Below are 23,311 nucleotides of genomic sequence, written 5' to 3'. Positions count from 1 at the left end.
CCACTGACCCCATTTGAATTCGTGTCGATTTGAAATGGAGAGGGGAAACCTTGATGACGCCGATTGAGGGAGTGGCGTCACCAAGGCGGTGTATCGGTATGGCTGTAACCTGCGGTTACTGAGTGATTGCGACCATGGCGCGTTCCAGATCCGCAATCAGCTCTGGTGTGTGCTCAAGGCCGATGTTCAAGCGCACCAAGCGACCCGCGTAATCTTTGCCCGGACGTTCGATGTTCGGGTAGACCAGCGCCAAACTGGTGACGCCGCCCCAGCTCATCCCGATCTTGAACATTTCAAGGGTGTCGATGAAGGCTTCCACTTGCTCGGCGGTGTAGTCGTCGCTGAACAAGAAAGAGAACACGCTGCTTGACCCTGTGAAATCACGTTTCCAGATCTCATGACCTGGGCAAGACGGGAATGCAGGGTGGAAGACTTGCGACACAGCCGGATGGTTGGATAGCCACTCCGCCACTTCCAATGTCGATTTCTCAAGGTGTGCCAAGCGCAAACCAAGGGTTTGCAGGCCGCGTAGGGCAAGGTTGCAATCGTCCGGAGAAACCGCAAGCCCCAGCTGCTTGAAGGTGCCGCCGACTTGTTCTTTCAACGCTTCCGTATTGACAGAAACCGTACCCAGTAGCAGATCACTGTGACCGCCAACGTATTTGGTCAGTGCTTGCATGTTGATGTCGACGCCGTGGGCGAAGGCATCAAACAACACGCCAGCAGCGTAGGTGTTATCGATAGCAACCAAGGCGCCTTTCTCATGTGCCGCGGCACAGATAGCCGGCACATCTTGAATTTCCATGGTCACAGAGCCCGGGCTTTCCACCCAGATCAACGCGGTGTTGTCACGGATAAGGTCGGCAATGCCGGCGCCAATAAGTGGGTCGTACGGTTCAACGTCAATGCCCAACCCTTTTAGCAGGCCTTGTGCCATTTCTTTGTTCGGACCGTACGCGTTATGCGGTACTAATGCGTGGCTGCCTGCTTTACATAATGCGAAATACACCAAGGCAATCGCGGCTTGGCCGCCCGGTACCACGAAGCTGTGCAATGCGCCTTCTAGCTGTGCAATACGTCCCGATAATTCCAGTGTGGTTGGTGTACCGTACAGGCCGTAGCTGTAACCGCCTTTTGCTTGGTCCCAAGCATCAACCACATCCGCTTGTTTATTAAACAAGACGGTTGACCCGCGGTAGGTAGGGGTCGCTAAAGATTCAAAGCCCGGTGCTGCCAGTGTTTGTGGTTGTACGAGTCTGCTCTGCCAATGCATGTGTTTGCTCCAAATCGGTCATGCTGAATAGTGAATATGCTGACTATACTATTTGGCTTAACGTGAGAATGGCGCTCGAAAAAGGGCGTGCTTTTGAGAAATTTTTGCATCTGCCCTCTTGCGCGTCGGTATGTTATCGCGCCCTGGATCACACCGGCGTTATTGCCTGAATTCGTGGGGGCTCGCTGGTGTAAAACAGGTGCCAGACCAAGCTGGCTGCGGCTTGTCGCCAAAGAGGGCGTAAGAATACGCGTGCTGAAAGAGGGATCCATCAAGGCCATTTTTCGACAGAGAAGTGTGAGTAGGGTGCGAGAAATATTCTCACCGAAGGGCGATATTTTTTTCAGCATCACCGTAGACGTGTGGCTTTTTAGACGTGGCGACAAACCTGCATCACGTTTTGTTTGGGGAGGCCTTCGTCATTGATCGTGTTTTCGGCCTCTCGGACTATTATTTCCAAAAAAGCAGAATTATTTTTCGTCTTTTTCTCTCGCGAGGCGTCTTGATAGGTAAAGCCATAACGACATAACGACATAACGAATAGTACGATGATGAAAAACAACACAACGAATAACGAGACGATGTCACTGCCGGCTGCGTCCATGATTGAAGACGCCTGTGAATGGGCCATTATGCACGGGGTCGCTTTCCGTCAGGCAGACAATACCGCTCGCCACTGTCCGTTCAGTTTGGCACCGATGACGATGGAGCGCGACGTGTTCGAGCATCTGCGTCGTGTGACGCCCCTGATCACCAAGCTGATCAGTCGCGTGTCGGACGATCATGATTTTCTGCAAGCCTCACTGCGTGATATGGGCAAGGCGGATCCGTTTTTCGGGCGTTTATTGGCGTTGCATCTGCAAGCCCACTGGAACGCCACGGCACGGTTGCATCCTGCCCGTCAGCCATTGTTATTGATGCGTACCGACTTTATGGATGATCGCCAGCATGGGGCCAAAGTGATCGAATTTAACGGCATTGCGGCAGGCATGGGTCCATTTGGTCAGCGTGCCACCGAGTTTCACGCATATCTGCAAGATCAATGGTCGCAGGTGTACCAACACTGGCTGGAAGATAAAACGGCCACCCCCGCCGAGAATCAAGGCTTAACCCAATTGGCGTTAGCGATTGCCACGGCGGCGAAACGGGTACAGGCTGATTTCAATGGCGAGGGCAAACCCACGTTCTTGATGGTGGTACAAAAGAACGAAGACAATGTGTATGACCAGCATTTGTTGGAAGTGGCGTTGCAGCAGTTGGGTGTGCGTACGGTGCGTCGTACCTTTGAACAATTAAGCAGCCAATTAGCCACGGGCGAAAATCAGCGGTTGCTATTGGCGGATATCGGCCCGATAGACGTGGTGTATCTTCGCGCGGGCTACCAGTACAGCGACTATTGCGCGCCGGAATTGAATGAGCCGGTTTGCTGCCATACGTTGAGCCAAACACGTCTGTTCATTGAACAGCATCACGTGGCGGTGAACGCGACCATCAGCCAGCAATTGGCGACCAGTAAGTCAATGCAAATGCAGTTAACCATGATGCCCGCCGCCGACTATGCCCGTTGGGATATCAGCTTGGAAGAAGCGGCGTTGATCAAAAGCGTATTGGCCGAGATGAAACCGGTGAACGCCGATACGATTCACTGGTTTACCACGCAGGCTAATCAAGCAGAGTGGGTGCTGAAAAACCAAGGGGAAGGCGGTGGCCATTGTGTGTTTGGGGCGGATATTGCGGACACACTCCGTCAGTTACCCGCAGACGATCATGATGCGTGGGCGTTGATGCAGCGTTTATACCCGCACGAGCGCGACGTGCCGACCGTCGCCGTCCGTGACAGTCAGCCAAGCTTGGTGACCGATCTGGTCAGCGAAATTGGTTTGTTCACCGCCTATTTCAATGGTGAGCCCGTGACCGAACTGGACGGCTATGCAGGGTATTTGATCCGCAGTAAACCGGCCAGTGAAAACGAAGGCGGCATTCACAGCGGCAAAGGCATTTTGGATTCATTGACCCTGATTGATTAAGCCCAGCGCAATGTATCCCTTAACGCCAATTCACTGACTTGGCGGCGCGCGTTTCGCCGCTTCGGTGTGGGACAACAAGCAGCGTGTATGAGGTGACTCAACACGCTGCTTTTTTTATGGGGTAAAAAGTGTGACGCCAGCCAGTGAACGACGGACTGAGCATTGAGTGAGCGGAGAATAACGTGATATCGATGACGGGTAATGGCTCGATAGAAGGAGAATGGGTGATGTACGTAGAATGTCTCGATGTGGAATCCCTGTTTATTGAATACAAGCGTGATGAGGATGTCGATGAGGTGCTGGATAAAAAGCTGCGCATCTTGCTCAGCACGTGTTTTACCGGTGAAGAAGACCAGATTTTCAAAACGCAGCGTTATGTGCGTGATGTACCGCAGCACCGCTATTTATTATGGAGTACCGATAATCAGTTAGTGGGCCAAGTGGCGGTCCATGAAAAAGCATTGGTCAGTGACGGTGTGCCGTATGCCATTGGCGGTATTTCGGAAGTGTGCGTGCTACCGGCGTACCGTCAGCAAGGCTGGGTGAAACAGATGTTGAGGCGGATCCACCATGATCGACAAGCAGCGGGGGATGCATTCGCCTTTCTGTTTGGCTCCGCGCAATTCTACCAAGGCAGTGAGTATCGCAACGCCGACAAGTTGTACATGATAAACCGTTACGGAGAGTGGGTGCCGATTAGTGATGGCATGTATGTCGAACTGAACCAGCCATGGCCAACTGGTGACGTGCAGCTGGTGGGCGTGCCGTTTTAGGGGATGCATTCTGTTCTATAGCGGTCTCTCGTTTTTCTGGCTTTCTGTTTTTCTCCCTGTTCTCTCTGTTGTTTTGAACCGGCCTGTTTCCGGCTCATACGCATTGCGCCCATTCTTTATTTTTCATTTTTCTCTTTACTTTTTTTGTGCTTGCCCGTTTGTGGATTGTCGCATGACTGAATTCGCCTGTATCACGGTATTCACGCCCGTTTTTGTGGCTTTTTGCCCGTTTCCCGTGGTTTTTGACAAAATCGGGCATGAAGTCTGGTTTTTATGACTGAGAATGTTTGTTTTTGTGGTCGTATTTTTGTCAATAAGGGTGATCTTGCTCAAATTTGTACCACAACATAGAGCGGAGTGTGATGTACACCGCATCTCTGAGGGACGTTTTTTTGAATACTTGCTCTGTCTTCGGGAGGGTAAGATGAATATTAGAAAACAACAAATCAGCGCAGAAATAGATGAAACCGGCAGTGCGACAGTAATTAGCCTCTCGAGCCGATATAATGTTTCACTGGAAACCATTCGCCGTGATTTAAAAGATTTAGAAAAGAAAGGTAAATTAATTCGTGTTCACGGTGGAGCCATCAGCTATCAAGCTGACGATGCAGGGACATCTTTTATTAATCGTTCAAAAGCGAACGTAAATAAAAAAAGAACCTTGGTCGAAAAAATCGTGTGTGAAATGTTTGAAGGTGCAATGATTGGTTTAGATGCCAGTACATCCAGTTGGTTATTTGCACAAGAACTACCCAATATTCCGTGTACTGTCGTGACAAATTCCATGAATGCTGTCGCGACACTGGCTAAAAAAGACAATATTAAAGTTATTTGTTTAGGGGGAGAATATTCCGCTAAATATGAAGGTTTTTACGGGTCATTGACGAAAACAGCACTTGCTAAATTAAATTTAGATTTCAGTGTGATCTCATGTAGCGGGTTTGATTTTGATAAAGGGATCTGGGATTCCAATGAAATCAATCTAGACATCAAGCGGATGCTACTCGAAGTGGCTGATCATGCCATCGTCATTGCGGATGAAACCAAATACAAGAAAAAAAGTTTACTCAAAATTTGTGATACCAAAGATATCGATTATTTGGTGACAAATATATCGCTCGAAAGTGAAACAAAGCAATACCTTGAAGAAAAGTACAATATTGTTCTGATCAACCAATAATAAATAGCAATAAAAGGTAGCAAAAACATCCCTACTGTTTTTGCGTGGATGCTGTATATCTTTAATAAAGGAAATTATTGTGACTGATACCCTACATGCCCCCATACRTAATGAAAATAAACAGGAAGTGATCCCAAAAGCGGTACTCATCCCCTTTATTTTATTAACTAGCTGCTTTGCCCTTTGGGGCTTGGCAAATAATATGACGGATGTGTTGATTGCTCAATTTAGAAAAGTGTTCACACTAACGGATATGCAATCAGGCTTAGTGCAGACTGCATTCTACGGTGCCTATTTTGTATTAGCATTACCCGCGGCGATTTTTATTCAACGCTACAGCTATAAAGCCGGTGTGTTATTAGGCTTAGGGTTATTTGCGGGGGGAGCGTTACTTTTTTATCCAGCGGCACAAGCGATGGCATACATGCCATTTTTAATGGCCTTGTTTGTGCTTGCCGGTGGCCTGTCTATCCTCGAGACCAGTGCTAATCCCTACATTATTGCCATGGGCCCAGAGGCGACCGCGACACGTCGTCTGAATATTGCGCAAGCCTTTAACCCGGTCGGTTCTATTACCGGTGTGGTGATCGGTAAGTTCTACATCTTGTCACAGTTGAATCCGGCGACGGATACGGAACGTGCGCAAATGTCCGCGGAGCAACTTGCGACGATTCAAACTGCTGAGTTGAACGCCGTCATGATGCCTTATCTGGGTGTGGCTGCCGTGATTATCTGTGTGTGGATTGCGATTGCCCTGACCAAAATGCCTAAAGCCAGTGATGCGGTGGATGTCGCACAGGGCTCACTGAAAGACGCTTTCGGCCGCTTGATGAAGAAGAAACACTTTGTCCGCGGGGTGATCGGTCAGTTCTTCTACGTTGGCGCCCAAATTGGTTGCTGGTCTTGGACGATTCGCTACGTGATGACCCAAGTGGGCGGGACGGAAGCGGATGCATCGACTTACTTGCTGATTTCCATCATTACTTTCAGTGCCTTCCGCTTTATCTGTGTCGGTTTGATGCAGTACATCGCGCCTGAGAAATTGCTTTCTGCACTGGCGACCCTGGCAACTATCTTCACGTTCATTCTGATTACGATTGGCGGCACCGCAGGGGTTTATGCACTGGTCGGTATCTCAGCCTGTATGTCACTGATGTTCCCAACCATCTTTGGCTTGTCACTGCGTGACCTTGGACAAGACGCCAAGTTCGGCGGTAGCTGCCTCATCATGGCAATTCTGGGTGGTGCCGTGCTGACCGCCATCATGGGTCATATCTCTGACAGCTACGGTATTCAAGCCGCATTCGTTATCCCGCTTGTGAGCTTTATGTACCTGATTTACTTCGGTGCTAAGGGGTGTAAAGCCTAAGCACACAGCGCTAAATCTATCGCTTTACGTAATCTCTGAACCTGCATTCTTAATTTAAAAAAATTCAATAATTTAAAAGGTAACGATATGTCTAACTTAATCAAAATTGGTATCCGCCCAACAATTGATGGTCGCCGTATGGGTGTACGTGAGTCTCTTGAAGAACAAACCATGAACATGGCGAAATCGGCAGCGGCTTTCATTGAAGAAAACCTACGCCACATTAACGGTGCCCGTGTTGAATGTGTGATTGCAGATACCACGATCGGTGGGGTCGCAGAAGCCGCTCGCTGTGCCGAGAAGTTCAAACGTGAAAATGTCGGTGTATCACTGACGGTGACGCCTTGCTGGTGCTATGGCACAGAAACCATCGACATGGATCCGCACATGCCAAAAGCGATTTGGGGCTTTAACGGGACGGAACGTCCGGGGGCCGTTTACTTGGCTGCTGCCATGGCGGCGCACTCACAATTGGGTTTGCCTGCCTTCTCTATTTACGGTGAAGAAGTACAAGATGCCAGCGACACCAGCATCCCAGCAGACGTGCAAGACAAGATGATCCGTTTCTGCCGTGCGGGTTTAGCGGTCGCGACAATGCGTGGTAAGTCCTATCTGTCGATCGGTTCGGTATCGATGGGGATCGCGGGCTCTATCGTGAATCCTGCATTCTTCCAAGAATACCTCGGCATGCGTAATGAATACGTTGATATGTCGGAAATTAAACGCCGTCTTGACCGTGAAATTTACGACCACGAAGAGTTTGAAATTGCCCTGACATGGGCGAAAGAAAACTGCCGTGAAGGGAAAGATTACAACAAGCAGCCAATGGATGATGCCCGCAAGCAGCAGGATTGGGAAACCGTGGTGAAGATGACCATGATTGTCCGCGACTTGATGCAAGGTAACCCGAAACTGGCTGAAATGGGATTCGGCGAAGAAGCGTTGGGGCATAACGCGATTGTCAGCGGTTTCCAAGGCCAGCGTCATTGGACGGATCACCTGCCTAACGGCGACTTCATGGAAGCTATTCTGAACTCGTCGTTTGACTGGACGGGTATCCGTGAACCATTGGCAGTTGCAACAGAAAACGACAGCTTGAACGGCGTAAACATGTTGTTTGGTAAGTTGCTAACGGGCCAATCACAAATCTTTTGTGACGTACGTACTTACTGGTCACAAGACTCGGTAGAGCGCGTGAGTGGCTTCCGTCCTGATTCCGGTTTCATTCACTTGGTGAACTCGGGCTCAGCAGCGCTAGACGGTGCCGGTGAAGCGCGTGATGGCGAAGGTAATCCGGTGATCAAACCGTTCTGGGACATGACGGCAGAAGATGCCAATAAGTGTCTGGAAGCAACCTGCTGGCCACCAGCAGACGTGGAGTACTTCCGTGGCGGCGGCTTCTCATCCAACTTCCTGACCAAAGGCGGCATGCCATTCACCATGCACCGTGTCAACATGATCAAAGGCTTGGGGCCTGTCCTGCAAATCGCAGAAGGCCATTCAATGGATCTGCCAATGAACGTGCATGAAGTCTTGAATGAGCGTACTAACCCAACTTGGCCAACCACATGGTTTGTGCCTCGCTTAACCGGGGAAGGGGCATTCAAAGATGTGTATTCCGTGATGGCGAACTGGGGCGCGAACCACTGTGTGATCACTTACGGTCACGTGGGGGCTGATTTGCTGACACTGGCTTCAATGCTGCGCATTCCTGTCGCAATGCATAACGTGGAAGACGGTAAGGTGTTCCGTCCACATACTTGGTCAGCGTTCGGTCAGGATGCGGAAGGTCAAGACTACCGTGCCTGCCAGAACTTCAGTGCACTGTATAAGTAAGCACGCAGTCATCATCTAGGCCAAGGGGGGGAGCACCCGTTCCCCCCTTTCTTTGAAGAGAGTGGTTATGAGTCTATCGATTATTCTGGATTGTGGTGCAACGAACGTTCGCGCAATCGCCATTGATCACACCGGCAAGATTCAAGCGTCACACTACATTAAAAACGAAACGTCCACCCCGACTGGCCATGCGACAGACAAAGCGACATACCACATTTGGTGCTTTGATGCGATTTGGCAAAAATTGGTGACTTGCTGCCAGCAAGTGACTCAGCAGATCAATATCGCAGACATTCAAGGCGTTGCCGTCACCACCTTCGGGGTGGATGGCGCCCCGTTTGATGCCGATGGTCAGCAAATTTATCCGATTATTTCCTGGAAATGTCCGCGAACCCAAGAAGTGATGCCACAAACCCTTCAGGAATTGGGCATCGATAAGGTCTTCACCGAAAGTGGCGTGGGTAATTACAGTTTCAATACCTTGTTTAAGCTCAAATGGCTGAAAGAGAATGAGCCAGCTGTCTACGCCAAGATGGACAAATGGCTGTTTATTTCATCCATGCTGACCCATCGTTTAACGGGCGTAATGAGCACCGACCGTACCATGGCGGGTACCTCCATGATGACGACGCTGTCGAGCCGTGACTGGTCTGCCAATACCTTGAACTATTTGGGTTTAACGCCGGAACACTTCCCTGCATTTGTGGATGCGGGTGACTCCGTCGGTCAATTGCTTCCTACTATTGCGGACGAATTAGGTTTACCCGCCCATGTTGCCGTGATCTCTGCCGGTCATGATACCCAGTTTGCGTTAGTGGGCTCAGGTGCACAGGAATCGCAGCCCATTTTAAGCTCCGGCACGTGGGAAATATTGATGGCACGTGTTAGTCAGCCAACGGTGCAGCCAGCATGGTTCACCGCAGGCTTTACGGCTGAATTTGATGCTAGCGGGCAACTGTATAACCCGGGCATTCAATGGCTATCTAGCGCAGTGATGGAGTGGATTGCGAATACCGTGTATGCCGATGTTGCGACCTCTGCTGAGAAGTACACCACCATGATCAATGAAGCGTCAGCCATTCCGGCGGGCTGCAATGGCGTCATTGTTGATCCGCATTTTGCGCAGGGCGGCAGTGTACAAGGCCTGACGATCAACACCACCCGCGGTCATATTTATCGTGCAGCGTTAGAAGGGCTGGTGGAGCAATTGAAACGTAGTCTTCATCACTTGGAACAAGCCAGTGATTTTAAAGCCGACAGCCTGATAGTGGTCGGTGGTGGCTCGAAAAATGCCTTGTGGAATCAATTGCGAGCCAATGCCTTGAATCTACCTGTGAAGGTCGTGGAACAAGCGGAAACCACGGTGCTTGGGGCGGCGATGTATGCCTTTACTGGTGCGGGGGTGTATCCCTCTATCACCGACGCACAAGCGGCAATGAAACCGAATTTTACCGTGATACTTCCACAGTCAGAGTTACAGCCACAATCACCGTTACAGCAACAATGTCAGAAGGAGTTGGAGACATGTTAACCGGTATTCACCCCGCTATTAGCCCTGAATTGCTTAAAGTTTTGTGCGAAATGGGACACGGCGATGAACTCTTGATTGCCGATGCACATTTTCCCGCTCACACCTYTAACCGCTGCGTGATCCGTGCGGATGGGGTAGGGGCTGACACCTTGCTGGCGGGCATTGCTCCGCTAATGGAATTGGATCAGTACGTCGCCCAGCCGATTGCCATGATGCAGGCGGTACCCGGCGATGAACTTGACCCGAGCGTGGAAGAAAAATACCTCGCGGCGATGCAGGCGCAGAACGTCAGTCGCGATGCCATTGAACGTGTTGAGCGCTTTGCCTTCTATGAGCGTGCGACATCTTGCTTTGCGGTTGTGCTGTCCGGAGAAACGGCCAAGTACGGCAATATCATCATTAAAAAAGGCGTCACAACCTGTTAATAGGACAATAGATTATGAACCGAATCAAACTTGCTCAAGAAATTATCGATACTTGCCTTGAAATGACCCGTCTTGGTTTGAACCAAGGCACGGCTGGCAACGTGAGTGTGAAATACCAAGACGGCATGTTGATCACGCCAACCGGCATTCCGTATGACAAACTGACGCCGGATCACATTGTGTATGTGGATGCCGATGGCCGCTTTGAAGAAGGTAAATTGCCATCCAGTGAGTGGATGTTCCATTTGACCTGCTACCAGAGCCGTCCGGATGTGGAAGCGGTCGTGCACAACCATGCGATTAACTGTGCCGCGGTGGCGATTTTAAACAAGTCTATTCCAGCCATTCATTACATGGTGGCGGCGTCTGGCGCCAAAGTGATCCCGTGTGTGCCTTACGCGACGTTCGGTAGCACCGAGTTGGCGCGTTACGTGGAAGCCGGCATTAAAGACAGTAAAGCGATTTTGCTGCAACACCACGGCTTGATCGCGGCAGAAGCGACATTAGAGAAAGCCTTGTGGTTGGCCCATGAAGTGGAAGTGTTGGCTGAGCTATACCTGAAAACGTTGGCCGTACAAGCTGACGTACCTGTGTTGTCGGATGCCGACATGGATGTGGTATTGGATAAGTTCAAGTCGTACGGCTTGCGCGTGGTTGAGAAGTAAGGGGGAGCGGTAGCCATGGCATTTTCACTGAAATTACCGAAATTAAGCATTGCCGGGGAAGGCGCAGTGCAAGAAGCGATCACTAACCTTGGGCATAAAAAAGATCTGACCCGTGCGTTTGTTGTTACCGATAAACAGCTGCTTGATTACGGTGTGCTGGACACGTTATTTACCGCATTGGAAGCGCTGGAATTTGAATACGTGGTGTTTGATGATGTCGTGCCAAACCCAACCGCAACCTTGGTGCATAAAGGGGCCACACAGTATCAAGCATCTGATTGTGATTGTTTGATTGCAGTAGGAGGTGGTAGCGCCATCGACTGCGCCAAAGCGATTCGCATCATTGCCTCTAACGGCGGACAAATCAGCGACTACGAAGGGATAGGAAAAGTAGTAGTAGATGGCGATTTCTTTATTGCCATCAACACTACCGCTGGGACATCTGCGGAAGTGACCTCCAACTCGGTGATCACTGACGAAGCACGGCAGGTGAAGATGGTCATTATTGATGACCACCAAATTCCGGATATTGCCGTGAATGATCCGACCTTGATGCTGGGCTTACCCGCGCATGTGACGGCGGCCACGGGGATGGATGCATTGACGCACGCCGTAGAAGCCTATGTGTCGGTCGGCAGCCATACATTGACCAAACCAACGGCGTTAGAAGCGATTCGTTTAATTACGCAGTGGTTGCCTGTGGCAGTCGATGATGGCCTGAATCTGGAGGCGCGTGATCAGTTAGCGTGTGCTCAGTTCTTGGCGGGCATGGCGTTCAACAGTGCTGGCTTGGGTTTAGTGCATGCCATGGCACACCAACCTGGGGCGACCCACAACCTGCCACACGGTGTCTGTAATGCCATTATCTTGCCACATGTGTGCCGTTTTAATGCGCAGGATAACCCTCGTCCGTTCCGTGATATTGCGGTTTCGATGGGCTGTGATGTAACAGACATGGATGACATTCAAGCGGCGGACGCCTGCATTGACGCTATTTTCATGTTGTCGCAACGTGTGGGCATTCCGGTCAGCTTCTCATCAATGGGTGTAGAAGGGATCGACTTAGATCAGTGGGTAGGCAAAGCGTTGAATGATCCTTGTTTGGGCGGTAACCCACGTGTACCAAGCAATGTTGAAATTCACGACTTGTATGTACAAGTGGTGTGATCATAACGGGCGCATTTTGCGAATTCACAACATGATCGCTATTTACGTCATCCAATAAGCTTTTATCAAAAATACAGCCCCGTTATCCTCCTGTGCAAAACGTGCTGGTGGGATGACGGGGCTTTCTTATAGGGGCTTAATTAGTCCATGACAGACAGTAAGGTTACTCTTCTTTTTTATAACGACGAAATAGCATTGTCATCATTAAAAGGTAGGAACGAAGACGCCTGAAATACTGTGATGTTTATTCCAAATAGGTATTTTGTTTTTATTTAAAGCTCGCGTTCACGAAACGGCACTACAGAGAGGGAATATCCCAAAATTGTGCAGTGTATCACAGCGTGAGTRGGGGCTGTTCTTTCTTATTGCAATGAAAATCAATCGTTTGCGTTGCGTGCGGGTAAGTGCGCCTCATGTTGTTGAATTAACGTTCAAGTTGATGGTTTAAAATATTTTTAAGGTTTTTTCGCTTGTTTTCAAATAGTCGTGAGGGCAATCACGTTTTAGTTTTCAATTTCCCACTACATTAGCGCCAGTTTTATGTAATGGAAAAACAGAAATGACAAATCCTATCAACGAATATCTGGATAGTATTCAAGACGATTTAATTGACTTCACCAGCCGTCTTATTCAATGCAAAACTTTGACGGGTGATGAGCGTGAAGCTGCCGAGTGTGTGATCCGCGAAATGGAAAAACTGGGTTACGATGAGATCCTTGTGGACTCTCATGGTAGCGTGCTGGGTCGCATCGGTAATGGTGAATCGGTCTTCATGTACGATGCACACATCGATATCGTTGATGCGAAGGATGAAGCCGATTGGACACATCCACCGTTCAGTGGCCACATTGAAGATGGCGTGCTGTGGGGACGCGGCAGTGTTGATACCAAATCGTCAGTGTGTGCGATGGTATACGGCGCGCATGCGATGAAGCATTGTGGCTTGCTAGAAGGCAAAACCCTGTTGGTGTCGGCTTCTGTAATGGAAGAAGATTTCGACGGCGAATTGCTTTACCAAGCATTGAAAGAGCACGATCTTAAACCGACTTACTGCATTATCGGTGAGCCAAGCAGCTTGCGTCTTGCTGTCGGTCATCGTGGTCGCGCGATGTACAAAATCACCACGGCGGGTAAATCTGCACACGGTTCTCAACCGCAGAACGGTGTGAACGCGATTTACAAAATGAATCAAATTATTGCCAACGTTGAACGTCAGCAGCAAGAATTTGATGCGCTAGTGGGCGTGAGCGAAAAAGGCTCTGTGGTTCTGTCGAACATCGAATGCCGTTCAGCGTCACTGAATGCCGTTCCTGACCGCTGTACGATTTACCTTGATCGCCGTTTGGCACTGGGTGAAACCGAAGAAATCGTCGCAAAAGAGATGGACCGTATTGTTGAAGGCACTGATGCAACATGGGAAATCTATGATGCAGTGGGCTACGCTTACACGGGTAAAGAAGTGGTATTGCACACCTTCCTACCTGCATGGGAAACAGACCGCTCTCACCCATTGGTAGAAGCGGGCCAAGTGGCCATGAAAGATACGTTGCACCGTGACGGTGAAGTGTTCAAATGGGAATTCAGCACCAATGGCTTCGCAACAAACGACAAATACCAAGTGCCAACCATCGGTATTGGTCCTGGTGACTTGCGTTTAGCGCACCAGAAAGATGAGCGCTGTGATACCGCAGAAATCGTCGCAGCTGCGAAGATTTATGCCAACATCGCGCGAAACATTTAAGTGTCATAGCAGTATTCATAAAGTCCCTGGAGACAGGGGCTTTTTTCGATTTAGGGGGTAAAAGACGCGTCGGGCTCCAGCCAAGCATCGTGATCGTCGGCGTAGCCAAAAACAAAAAGCACCGTGACGAAGGCGGGTATAAAGAGACACGTATACAAGAAAGGCAGAGACAGCCAGCATCCCCCCAATAACGCCAATACCACCAGCCACACACTATTTCTCTTTTTTTTACTTTTTGCGGTTTTTTCTGACATGGCGACTTTGACCGCATCGGCGCGTTGATTGAGTCCCAGTAAGTCATCGGAACGGTAGGTACCTTGGGAATGACGTTTTGCGACTGTCATGACACGCCCCCGAAAATTGTGGACGGTGTAATAGTAGGTCCCTTTTCTTTGTCCCAGTCTTGAACCGGTCGTTTTGTAATATTCCAGATCCACAATGGCGTTAGCGCCGAGCAATTCGGCACTGAGAATAACATCCTTCTTTGCGTCATCTGCTGAATCGGAAGAGGAACCGTGCACAAACCATTCCCCGTGCTCAATCACTTCCCAGCCATGAATCGTAGGGGTGCTTGAAGTCAGACAGTGGTCGGGTTCGATATAAGTGAGGATCTCGACCGGGTTAAGCAGGCGACAGCGTTTCGCTTTGTAGCCCTTTGGGGTCGCTTGTTGGTCAAATTCAACAAACGCGTCATCACTTAATTTGTCGAGATGGTCATGCTGGATAAATTCATTGGCATGAAAGAAATAATCCTTACCGTCATCCCCTTTAATAAAACCGTACATTTTTTCGGGCAGAAACGAGGTGATGTTCCCTCTCATGGCGTGTCCTTTTCCACAAAACAAATGAAATGGGTATGCCCTGACAGTGTATAGCGGGCAACCTTAATGCAGTATCCTTCGTGGGTATAGCGTAAGCAATGTGGAACGTGAAAAACCCTGCAGCGGTCAAAGTTATTTGTAACGCGAGCAAGGGATGATCAATCGTCGTAGGGGAAGGGTAGAATTCACGCCCCACGGTGGGCGTTCTTTATTGATAATGCTTGTGATACGCCGTGTCAGCCGTTGCTCACCCACCCACCTAAGTTGATGCCCATTGCCAACCCATTTTAGTCTTGCAGATCGCGAGATAGTCTATTTAAAAGACAATCACGCACTATATTGCTCATAATCTGTCGCTAATGTGGTGTTGTTGTGGTTAATGCATTGTGAAAAACATTAATTTATCATAGTGTTATGTGAATTTTGACTGAGCGGAGTGTTAACCTCGGTCGTTGGTTATCAGAAAGCACTGAGGGATGGGATCCACCACGACCTTGGGGCTTTCAAACACAAGGAAGATGTTGTTATGAAAATACGTTTGCTGCTATTAACGTTATTGTATTTTCTTCAAGGTTGCAGCGAAGCGCCCCCCACAGAAAGTAATAATGCGATTGTACGTCCGGTTAAAATGTTTGAAGTGATTCAAGCCAATACCGATGTTTCTGCCTCTTTTCCGGGTATCATCAGAAGCAAAAATCTCAAAGAAATCAGCTTTCTGGCCACTGGGCGGGTCACGGAATTTCCTGTGAAAGAAGCCATGTTAGTGAAAGCGGGGGACATCATCGCCCGTCTTGATCAACGCGAATTACGCAATGCGTTAAGCAAGGCCAAATCCCAATACCAAGTCGCGTCAGACGAATATCAACGCGTGGCGAAATTGGCGAAAACCGGCGCGGTATCTAAAAGTGCCTTACAAGGTAAAAAGACAGAGCGCGATCTGGCGCGTGTGCAGCTAGACAGTGCGGAGCAAGCCCTGAATGACTCCACCGTGATAGCGCCTTTTGATGGCGTTATCGCCCAGACATTCATCGAAAAAGGGCAGGTTATTGCTAGCGGACAAACCGTGGCCATTTTAATTGGTGAGGGTAGTTTAGAAGCCTCCATTGATGTACCGGGCAAATTCCTGTCGGTATTACACCGCAATTCCATTGATAAAAAACCATCACAAAGCTGGGTATCGCTAGACGCGCAACCCGAAGAACGTTTCCCCGCCGAGTTTAAAGAAGCCACTTTGGTTGCCGACCCCACCACCCAAACCTATGGGCTGACCTTTGCGTTCAAAGCCCCGACAGACACCCTGATTTTGCCGGGCATGAATGCCTCGGTCGATATCACGATTGAAGGGAAAACCTCGACGGCGTTACTGAGCGTGCCTATTGATTCGGTAGGGCAAGACAGCGACGGCACATTTGTTTGGCTGATTGATGCCGCGACAATGACGGTGGCCAAACAATATGTCGAACTGAGCGATCAAATTGGTGAACATGTCGCGGTGATGGATGGACTGAACAAAGGCGATGTAGTCGTGAGCGCGGGCGTGAGCCAGCTGTTTGAAGGCATGGAAGTGAGAGAGTGGAAGTAAGTGGCCGCTACGTTATAACGATGGACGAATACTATGAACATTGCTGAGTTCACGATAAAGAAAACTGTATTGAGCGTGATAGTGATCCTCATTACGCTGATAGGTGGCTGGCACGCTTATCAAAATATGGCGCGGTTTGAAGACCCAGAGTTTACCATTCGCGAAGCGGTTGTTGTCACGCATTATCCGGGGGCCTCACCCCATGAAGTGGCGTTAGAGGTGACAGAACCCCTTGAAAAAGCCATTCAACAGTTAGCCGAAGTTAAGAAAATACGGTCTATTTCGACGCACGGAAAATCGGAAATCACGGTTGAAGTGAAATACGAGAATTCGACAACCCGTGGCGATCTGCAATTGGTGTGGAATAAGCTAAGAAACAAGGTCAGTGATGCCGAGCGGTCATTGCCTCCCGGCGTTGGCCTGCCCTACGTGGCGGACGACTTTGGTGATGTGTTTGGCTTGCTGTATTTCTTAACGGGGGACGGCTTTACTCACGTTGAGCTAAAACACTATGCCGACAACCTGCAAAGTGCCTTATTAAAGGTAGATGGCGTTGCGCGTGTGACGATTGAAGGCGCGAAAAAAGAGGTCATCTATGTCGAGATCTCCCGCAGTGATGTGAAACGTTTGGGCCTGTCATTTGATAATGTGTTGAATGCATTATCTAAGCAAAATGCGGTGGCGTCTGCCGGTAATATTAAGGTGGGCACGAAGCGCCTTGTGATTGATCCGAGTGATACGATCAACTCGGTGGAGGCGATTAAAAACCTGCTAGTGGCCGCTGAGCCTAACGGTAAGTTGGTGTACCTGAAAGATATCGCTAACATCTACCGTGGCTATCAAGAGCCGGATGAAAAAATCTTCCAATATAATGGATCACCTGCGCTCGCTATCGGTATCTCTGGGGTGCTAGGCAGTAACATCGTGAAGATTGGGGCAGACATAGATCAAACGCTGGAAGACACGCTCAACCTGCGTCCTATGGGGATGGAGCTGCACGCGTTCTACCATCAAGCCAACATTGTGGATGCCTCAGTACAAAATTTTGTACTGAACGTGGCGGCGGCGCTGGTGATTGTGATTGTGACGCTATTTCTGTTTATGGGCATGAAGTCAGCCACCGTGATTGGCGCGATTTTGCTGCTGACCATTTCAGCGACATTGGCCACCATGAATTACGCGTCTATCCCGATGCACCGTATTTCGTTAGGGGCACTGATCATTGCTTTGGGCATGATGGTGGATAACGCCATTGTGGTGACCGAAGGCATCCTGGTTGGCATTAAAAACGGCGCGTCGAAATTGGCGATTGCCAAGAAGGTCGTGGAACGTTCGATGTGGCCGCTGCTGGGCGGCACTTTGGTCGGCATTATTGCCTTTGCGCCCATTGGCTTTGCACCGGGGTCAACCGCGGAATACACTGGGCACCTGTTTTGGGTGATTTTGATTTCGTTGCTGTATAGCTGGGTGTTCGCGATTACGTTAACGCCGCTGTTTTGTTATTGGCTCTTTAAGGAGCCGACGGACACCGCTGATGGCAGCGCAGAGCCGGAAGGCCGTTTTAGCAAGGGGTACAAAAGCCTGCTGGTGTACTCACTGAAAAAACGAGTGCAAGTGATTGTGTGCATTGTCGCATTGTTTGCGGTGTCGGTATGGGGCTTTGGTTTTGTTAAGCCGGGCTTCTTCCCTGCGTCTACCACGCCACTGTTTGTGGTGGATTACTGGTTGCCGCAAGGGACGGACATCACTGAAACCGAAGCGGACATGGCGGAACTGAATCAGTTTGTGGCATCCCTTGACGGGGTGGACGATGTGCAGTTATCGGTGGGCGGTGGCGTGCCACGTTTTATGTTGGTGTATGCGCCGCAATCGCTCAACTCGGCGTACGGGCAGTTGTTGGTCAAAACCCAAAATGACAAACAAATTGATGCGCTGCTACCGCAAATTCAGGGCTATATCGATGAGCATTTTCCGGATGCCCAAGGTAAGGTCTGGAAGTTTGTGTTAGGCCCTGGGGGCGGATCAAAGATTCAAGCGAAATTCAGCGGGCCTGATCCGACGGTGCTCAGAGCGATTTCTGAACAAGCACAGAGTGTGCTGGTGAATGATGGCAAGGCGCTGTCGATTAAAGACAACTGGCGTCAGCCGGTGCCGATTATTGAGCCGATTTATGCGGAAAAAGCGGCGCAACGTATCGGGGTATCTCGTGAAGATCTCGCGACCGCATTAGAGCGTAATTTTACTGGGCAAAATGTCGGTGCGTACCGTGAAGGGGACACCTTGATCCCGATTATTACCCGCGCCACGGCTAACGAGCGGTCGAGCATTGAAGATATCCGAAATGTGCTTGTTGTCAGTTCTATCACGGGGGAAAGCATTCCTATCGATCAAGTCATTAATGGGTATAAAACCGTGTGGCGAGATGGGTTGGTACGCCGCGTAAACCGTGACTGGGAATTGATTGTGCAGGCAGATCCGGTGCCGGGTGAGTTAACGTCGGATGTGTTTAACCGTGTGCGCCCGCAGATTGAAGCCCTTGAATTGCCAGACGGTTATTCACTGGAATGGGGCGGGGAATACGGGGATTCCGTGGAGTCCAATGAAAACCTCGCGTCTACCATTCCATTGGGTTTTCTGGCGATGGTGATTGTGGTCTTCGTCTTGTTCGGGACGGTGAAGCAGCCCTTGGTGATATGGCTGGTTGTGCCCCTCGCGATTGTAGGTGTGGTGGCAGGGCTGTTGGTCACAGGCACACCGATGGAGTTCATGGCGATTTTGGGCTTGCTGTCTTTATCCGGCCTGTTGATCAAAAACGCCATTGTCTTGGTGGATCAGATTGATCTGGAAATCTCCGAAGGGAAGCCACAATTTGATGCGATTGTCGATGCGTCAGCCAGCCGTGTTCGTCCGGTAATGATGGGGGCATTAACCACGGTGTTGGGGGTGATACCGCTCTATTTTGATGCGTTCTTTAAATCCATGTCGGTCGTTATTGTCTTTGGTTTAACGTTCGCTACCTTGCTGACGCTGGTGATCGTCCCGCTCCTCTATTCGGTGTTGTTTAATATAAAGCCGAACGGTAACGCCGAAAAAGCGTGATAACAACCAAGATGCAATAAACAACAAAACCCGCTGAAAGGCGGGTTTTTTATTGGCATTTTAATGCGTAATGGTTTGGTCATGCGTCTTGAATAAAGAGTGTAATCAGAAAGGACTTAAGCCATCTATTCACATCTTTCCATTGGACTTGATTTGAACGGTAGTGTGCATTGATAATGCCTCTTTCCGCATGCCTAATAAAACTAGTTTTTTCATATTAGCTCTCAAGTCTCAATTTATGTAAGACGAAGGTTTGCTGTATTCGTCTTAACCATAGATACAGTCCAAATGTTATTGCAGCATCAAATATCAACCCTAAGCCAAACATCCATGCTATTGTTTCTAATGAAGGGGTATACCATCCAGCATGATATGCGATAAAAGCACTACCATAAAACAGGATATTTACGGCTAAAGACTGATATAGAATTAAGTCCGTTCGACCTAATCCATAGAAATAACTGTCAATAACGTTATTGAATGCAAATACGACATAGAAACCGACTAATAGCATAGTTAAACTAATTATTTCGTCAGCCTTGTCAATACCCATTATGTGAGTGATAAATAACTCCCAATAAGGCAGGCTAATAAACCAAAATAAAATGCAAATGAATGTTAATGTAAAATAACCATTAATTTTATCACTACTAAGTCCATGATTGATAGCAGTGTCTCGCTTAATCAATTGGCCTAATGCCAATATGGGCAATAGTAACCATCCCCAAATAAAGTTATTTGTAACCCAGTATGTTCCGGCTTGTTGTACTTGATTAATTAATTGTAAAATCATGACTAAAAATGCGCAGTTGCGTACGAAAGACTCTATCCCTGACTTTGAACCAATTTTAAACCAAGTAAATATCCACGGTTGATTAGAAAACTGACAATTAGATAGTTTTAGTCCTTCCTTAGTTAAAAATCGCACTGCTATTACAGAAAGTATTAGGTTGGCGAGGATATTGGTAATGGCTATACCAGTGACTCCTAACCTTAGAGAATATTGGTGTTGACTAACAAACAGGTAGTCTCCTAGTACTGTAAGTATGGTTTGCATTATTAATAGAGCATAGAGTGCTTTCTGGCTGTTTTTTAATATGAGGGTGAGATTGAAGAAAGCGTATGCGCTAGAAATTAAAATTGCGATTGATTCCAATCTAATGTATTCAATGGTTTGCTGTTCTAACTGTGCTTCTTGTCCCATGGTTTTAACCAAATCAGGAGTATACATCAATACGTAAGTAGTAACTATTAGGTAAGTAATCATCACTATGGAAAATGATGTAGACATTCTTATTCGGTATTTTACGTTGTCGCTTATTGAACCACCTAAAATAAAAGCTAAAGGGATGAGAAGTGCCTCACTGAGTACTTCGTAAAAAATATTTAACCACGCAACTTGGGCTGCAATGCTGAATGACCAAGTATTAGGCATATCTCCTAAAAAATGTATCCGACTTGTTGAGTAGATAAGTGGGATAAAACTGGTAAGTATAAGAACCATCCATAACTTATAATTTATATTCCTCAGTGTACCCATATATTCTTCCATGAAATTAATTGAAAATATCACCGATGAATCGTTTGTTATAATGTAACCATCATCGGTGATAGGTTGTATTTTAATTTAACTTAACTATTCGTGTTCTATATAGTCATCATTGTTAGGGTTGTGAGCATCCGCCCAATCATCCATATCAGCATCATTATTTGGGTTATTTATGTCAGACCAAAGGTCTAGTTCATCTTGTGACATATCGGTTGGGTCTATCATTATCTATTCCTCACTGTTTTACTTATAATGAAAGTATTGCTATTCGTTGTGAAAATCACCTATGAATTATTTGACCTTCGTTAAATGCCAGCCGTCATAGTGTGGGCATTTATAGGACTTTAGCTTGATGAAGCGTTCATCATTTATGATTTTTGCTCTTTGCTTTGAAACTTCTTTCGTTGGGTATAATTCTTTATATTCTCCATTGCCGCCTCTACAAAATGTACATGTTCGACTTGGTGTTTGTCTTCTTTTTGGTGTCAGGTGCCAATGACTGCAAACATTACAATGATACGAGACCAAATCTCTGCCATATTCGTTATTAGCATGCTTTGCTGCTTCATTTGCCAAACACTCCATTGAAAATACTGAAAGTGGTTGCTGGTTAATTTTCCCAAAACACGTTGAGCTCTTCATTTTGTATTCCTTTACTCATGTAGTCGTTAATTAGATATTTATAGAAAAGCAAGATAAGTGCCAGTTTAGATGTATTTTTTATTTCTTATTTAACAGTCGCTTATATTGATAGATCTGTTTTTATATAAAATATAGTCACATAAATGTGAATTGTGGTTTACCTTTAAGTAAATTGCATTGGAGGTTGATGATGGAAAAATTTGTATTTATCACGCCATATTTGAAATGGCACGGCACGGGTTACTTTGATGTCATATTACAGGGGATTGACGACGCTTATTCTGAGAAAGAGCTGATTGATGAAAGTCTATGTAAGGAGAGAGATGCTTATGATATGTATGATAAGTTTTATGGTGATCAAGGAGGAGCGGGAAAGTTAAACCACTTAGAGAAAACGATATACTTGTTGCCTGGTGATTATTTTGATGATCCAGATACACACTCTAAATGGAAGGAGTTTTTATCTGAGCAAAAGCAATCAACGATTAAAACTAGTATCACAGAAAAATCTACCTCTAGTGGTCAGAGTTTAAGTGATTTAGAAAAATTGAATGGCTATTTAAAGGAATATAAACGCTTTCCTAACTACATATGGTTAAAGGACAATTGGAAAAACCGTAAAGATATTTGGCATGTTATCAACGATTTTACGATCAAAACTCAAGTGGATTGGTATAAAGAAAATTCTGCGATATATAAAAAACATTCTGAACAGATTTTATTTGTTACATTGAATGCCACATATCAACAGTTTGAAAGTGAAGAATTTGAAACAGTGAATGCGATAAATGACTGGTTGATGAAGCATCCTATAGGTAACAATACTTATATCAACCTTTGGGGAACTCAAACCACTTGTCAAGTTGCTTTTCATTATCTAGCATGGTCGTTACCTCGGTTAAATAAGGCTAGACTTATTAAGTGTAAAAGTGTTAGGAATCAAGATAAAAGGATCCCAAATGTTAAAATTGAAATTACTAGGAAAAATCTCCTATCTGATTTAGTTACACATGAATCCTCTAATACTCTATCACCAAGCCAAAAAGATGCCGTTAAATGGTTACATAAATATAAAGAGTGGGGTGACTTCTTTACTATTCTTTTACTCGGCCCTCGAGGGTGTGGAAAAACAAAATCAGTGAATGAGATCTATGGAAAAGAGGGAATAGAAGTCGTTAACTGTGCTCAATTTCAAAGTAATCCTGAACTTGCTCGTAGTGAACTTTTTGGACATAAAAAAGGCAGCTTCACTGGAGCGAGTGATGATAGCAAAGGTGCATTTGAAAGAGCCAAAGGTAAAGTACTCTTTTTAGATGAAATTCATCATTTAGACAACGCAACCCAGACAATGCTGCTTACAGCACTTCAAACAGATGAGAATGGTGATTTTTCATACCGACCTTTAGGTGGATCAAAAATTGAGAAAACGCAGTTTCAGTTAATTGTTGCGAGCAATCTTAAGCATGATGAACTAAGGGAGAGAATGCCATTAGATTTACTCGATCGTATCAGTCAGCGAATATTAGAATTTAAATCTATCTCTTCAGGGGCGTCAGTGGAAGATAAGTTTAATAATATATGGAATGAGATGAATTTTAAAGGGCGAATAAAGCCAGTTAATCCTTTACCTC

At 47.3% G+C, this 23,311-nt stretch carries 18 protein-coding genes; 13 read left to right on the top strand and 5 right to left on the bottom strand.

The genetic code is table 11. From position 1 onward, the window contains the following. Positions 1-115 precede the first annotated feature (115 nt). Complete coding sequence (locus L4C36_RS20680) at positions 116-1,273, bottom strand: cystathionine beta-lyase (RefSeq protein ID WP_428479691.1); 1,158 nt, start codon at positions 1,271-1,273, stop codon at positions 116-118. 581 nt (positions 1,274-1,854) lie between these two features. Here L4C36_RS20680 and L4C36_RS20675 point away from each other — a divergent pair. From L4C36_RS20675 to L4C36_RS20630, 10 genes are all read left to right on the top strand, one after another. Further along, the gene (locus L4C36_RS20675) at positions 1,855-3,300 is read left to right on the top strand and encodes a glutathione synthase (RefSeq protein WP_428479693.1); all 1,446 of its coding nucleotides are present in this window, start codon (positions 1,855-1,857) and stop codon (positions 3,298-3,300) included. A 227-nt stretch (positions 3,301-3,527) separates the two neighbouring features. Beyond that, on the top strand, positions 3,528-4,073 hold the full coding sequence (locus tag L4C36_RS20670) for a GNAT family N-acetyltransferase (protein ID WP_428479692.1): 546 nt from the start codon (positions 3,528-3,530) through the stop codon (positions 4,071-4,073). Between the two features lie 424 nt (positions 4,074-4,497). Then, positions 4,498-5,253 (top strand): DeoR/GlpR family DNA-binding transcription regulator, encoded by a 756-nt coding sequence (locus L4C36_RS20665; RefSeq protein WP_428479690.1) that lies wholly within the window; start codon positions 4,498-4,500, stop codon positions 5,251-5,253. 79 nt (positions 5,254-5,332) lie between these two features. Continuing rightward, positions 5,333-6,622: an L-fucose:H+ symporter permease gene (gene fucP / locus L4C36_RS20660; RefSeq protein ID WP_428479689.1), complete on the top strand. Its 1,290-nt coding sequence runs from the start codon at positions 5,333-5,335 to the stop codon at positions 6,620-6,622. 87 nt (positions 6,623-6,709) lie between these two features. Continuing rightward, complete coding sequence (fucI, locus tag L4C36_RS20655) at positions 6,710-8,458, top strand: L-fucose isomerase (RefSeq protein ID WP_428479688.1); 1,749 nt, start codon at positions 6,710-6,712, stop codon at positions 8,456-8,458. Positions 8,459-8,525: 67 nt separating this feature from the next. Continuing rightward, the gene (gene fucK / locus L4C36_RS20650; RefSeq protein WP_428479687.1) at positions 8,526-9,989 is read left to right on the top strand and encodes an L-fuculokinase; all 1,464 of its coding nucleotides are present in this window, start codon (positions 8,526-8,528) and stop codon (positions 9,987-9,989) included. Continuing rightward, positions 9,983-10,414 (top strand): L-fucose mutarotase, encoded by a 432-nt coding sequence (gene fucU / locus L4C36_RS20645; RefSeq protein ID WP_428479686.1) that lies wholly within the window; start codon positions 9,983-9,985, stop codon positions 10,412-10,414. Before fucK ends, fucU begins: the two co-directional genes overlap by 7 nt. 14 nt (positions 10,415-10,428) lie before the next feature. Further along, positions 10,429-11,079: an L-fuculose-phosphate aldolase gene (fucA, locus tag L4C36_RS20640; RefSeq protein WP_428479685.1), complete on the top strand. Its 651-nt coding sequence runs from the start codon at positions 10,429-10,431 to the stop codon at positions 11,077-11,079. A gap of 15 nt (positions 11,080-11,094) precedes the next feature. Next, the gene (locus tag L4C36_RS20635; RefSeq protein ID WP_428479684.1) at positions 11,095-12,246 is read left to right on the top strand and encodes an iron-containing alcohol dehydrogenase; all 1,152 of its coding nucleotides are present in this window, start codon (positions 11,095-11,097) and stop codon (positions 12,244-12,246) included. A 559-nt stretch (positions 12,247-12,805) separates the two neighbouring features. After that, positions 12,806-13,987 (top strand): YgeY family selenium metabolism-linked hydrolase, encoded by a 1,182-nt coding sequence (locus tag L4C36_RS20630; protein WP_428479683.1) that lies wholly within the window; start codon positions 12,806-12,808, stop codon positions 13,985-13,987. 50 nt (positions 13,988-14,037) lie between these two features. Here L4C36_RS20630 and L4C36_RS20625 read toward each other — a convergent pair whose 3' ends face one another. After that, positions 14,038-14,808 carry a cold-shock protein gene (locus tag L4C36_RS20625; RefSeq protein WP_428479682.1) on the bottom strand — a complete coding sequence of 257 codons (771 nt, stop codon included), beginning with the start codon at positions 14,806-14,808 and terminating at the stop codon, positions 14,038-14,040. 526 nt (positions 14,809-15,334) lie between these two features. Between L4C36_RS20625 and L4C36_RS20620 the strand changes: the two genes are divergently transcribed. Further along, positions 15,335-16,390: an efflux RND transporter periplasmic adaptor subunit gene (locus L4C36_RS20620; RefSeq protein ID WP_428479681.1), complete on the top strand. Its 1,056-nt coding sequence runs from the start codon at positions 15,335-15,337 to the stop codon at positions 16,388-16,390. A gap of 33 nt (positions 16,391-16,423) precedes the next feature. Next, the gene (locus tag L4C36_RS20615) at positions 16,424-19,489 is read left to right on the top strand and encodes an efflux RND transporter permease subunit (protein WP_428479680.1); all 3,066 of its coding nucleotides are present in this window, start codon (positions 16,424-16,426) and stop codon (positions 19,487-19,489) included. A 217-nt stretch (positions 19,490-19,706) separates the two neighbouring features. Here the strand turns inward: L4C36_RS20615 and L4C36_RS20610 are convergent, their stop codons facing one another. The 3 genes from L4C36_RS20610 to L4C36_RS20600 all read right to left on the bottom strand — a co-directional run bounded on the left by L4C36_RS20610 (position 19,707) and on the right by L4C36_RS20600 (position 21,680). Continuing rightward, positions 19,707-21,029, bottom strand: coding sequence for an MATE family Na+-driven efflux transporter (locus tag L4C36_RS20610; protein WP_428479679.1), 1,323 nt, complete (start codon positions 21,027-21,029; stop codon positions 19,707-19,709). A gap of 96 nt (positions 21,030-21,125) precedes the next feature. Then, on the bottom strand, positions 21,126-21,263 hold the full coding sequence (locus L4C36_RS20605) for a hypothetical protein (RefSeq protein WP_428479678.1): 138 nt from the start codon (positions 21,261-21,263) through the stop codon (positions 21,126-21,128). Positions 21,264-21,329: 66 nt separating this feature from the next. Then, positions 21,330-21,680, bottom strand: a complete 351-nt coding sequence (locus tag L4C36_RS20600; RefSeq protein ID WP_428479677.1) for a hypothetical protein — start codon at positions 21,678-21,680, stop codon at positions 21,330-21,332. A 190-nt stretch (positions 21,681-21,870) separates the two neighbouring features. Between L4C36_RS20600 and L4C36_RS20595 the strand changes: the two genes are divergently transcribed. Next, positions 21,871-23,311 (top strand): sigma 54-interacting transcriptional regulator (locus tag L4C36_RS20595; RefSeq protein WP_428479676.1); only part of this gene is annotated, 1,441 nt, incomplete at its 3' end.

It is taken from the genome of Photobacterium japonica (assembly GCF_050337005.1).
Lineage (GTDB): Bacteria > Pseudomonadota > Gammaproteobacteria > Enterobacterales > Vibrionaceae > Photobacterium > Photobacterium japonica.
The sequence above is the reverse complement of the archived record's forward strand: the minus strand, read 5'-3'. Positions and strand labels throughout refer to the sequence as shown.

Bases quoted from the DNA above. Each gene is read 5' to 3' on its own strand.
- L4C36_RS20680 (WP_428479691.1), bottom strand. From the start codon at position 1,273: ATGCATTGGCAGAGCAGACTCGTACAACCACAAACACTGGCAGCACCG.
- L4C36_RS20675 (WP_428479693.1), top strand. From the start codon at position 1,855: ATGTCACTGCCGGCTGCGTCCATGATTGAAGACGCCTGTGAATGGGCC.
- L4C36_RS20670 (WP_428479692.1), top strand. From the start codon at position 3,528: ATGTACGTAGAATGTCTCGATGTGGAATCCCTGTTTATTGAATACAAG.
- L4C36_RS20665 (WP_428479690.1), top strand. From the start codon at position 4,498: ATGAATATTAGAAAACAACAAATCAGCGCAGAAATAGATGAAACCGGC.
- fucI (WP_428479688.1), top strand. From the start codon at position 6,710: ATGTCTAACTTAATCAAAATTGGTATCCGCCCAACAATTGATGGTCGC.
- fucK (WP_428479687.1), top strand. From the start codon at position 8,526: ATGAGTCTATCGATTATTCTGGATTGTGGTGCAACGAACGTTCGCGCA.
- fucA (WP_428479685.1), top strand. From the start codon at position 10,429: ATGAACCGAATCAAACTTGCTCAAGAAATTATCGATACTTGCCTTGAA.
- L4C36_RS20635 (WP_428479684.1), top strand. From the start codon at position 11,095: ATGGCATTTTCACTGAAATTACCGAAATTAAGCATTGCCGGGGAAGGC.
- L4C36_RS20630 (WP_428479683.1), top strand. From the start codon at position 12,806: ATGACAAATCCTATCAACGAATATCTGGATAGTATTCAAGACGATTTA.
- L4C36_RS20625 (WP_428479682.1), bottom strand. From the start codon at position 14,808: ATGAGAGGGAACATCACCTCGTTTCTGCCCGAAAAAATGTACGGTTTT.
- L4C36_RS20620 (WP_428479681.1), top strand. From the start codon at position 15,335: ATGAAAATACGTTTGCTGCTATTAACGTTATTGTATTTTCTTCAAGGT.
- L4C36_RS20615 (WP_428479680.1), top strand. From the start codon at position 16,424: ATGAACATTGCTGAGTTCACGATAAAGAAAACTGTATTGAGCGTGATA.
- L4C36_RS20610 (WP_428479679.1), bottom strand. From the start codon at position 21,029: ATGGGTACACTGAGGAATATAAATTATAAGTTATGGATGGTTCTTATA.
- L4C36_RS20605 (WP_428479678.1), bottom strand. From the start codon at position 21,263: ATGATAGACCCAACCGATATGTCACAAGATGAACTAGACCTTTGGTCT.
- L4C36_RS20600 (WP_428479677.1), bottom strand. From the start codon at position 21,680: ATGAAGAGCTCAACGTGTTTTGGGAAAATTAACCAGCAACCACTTTCA.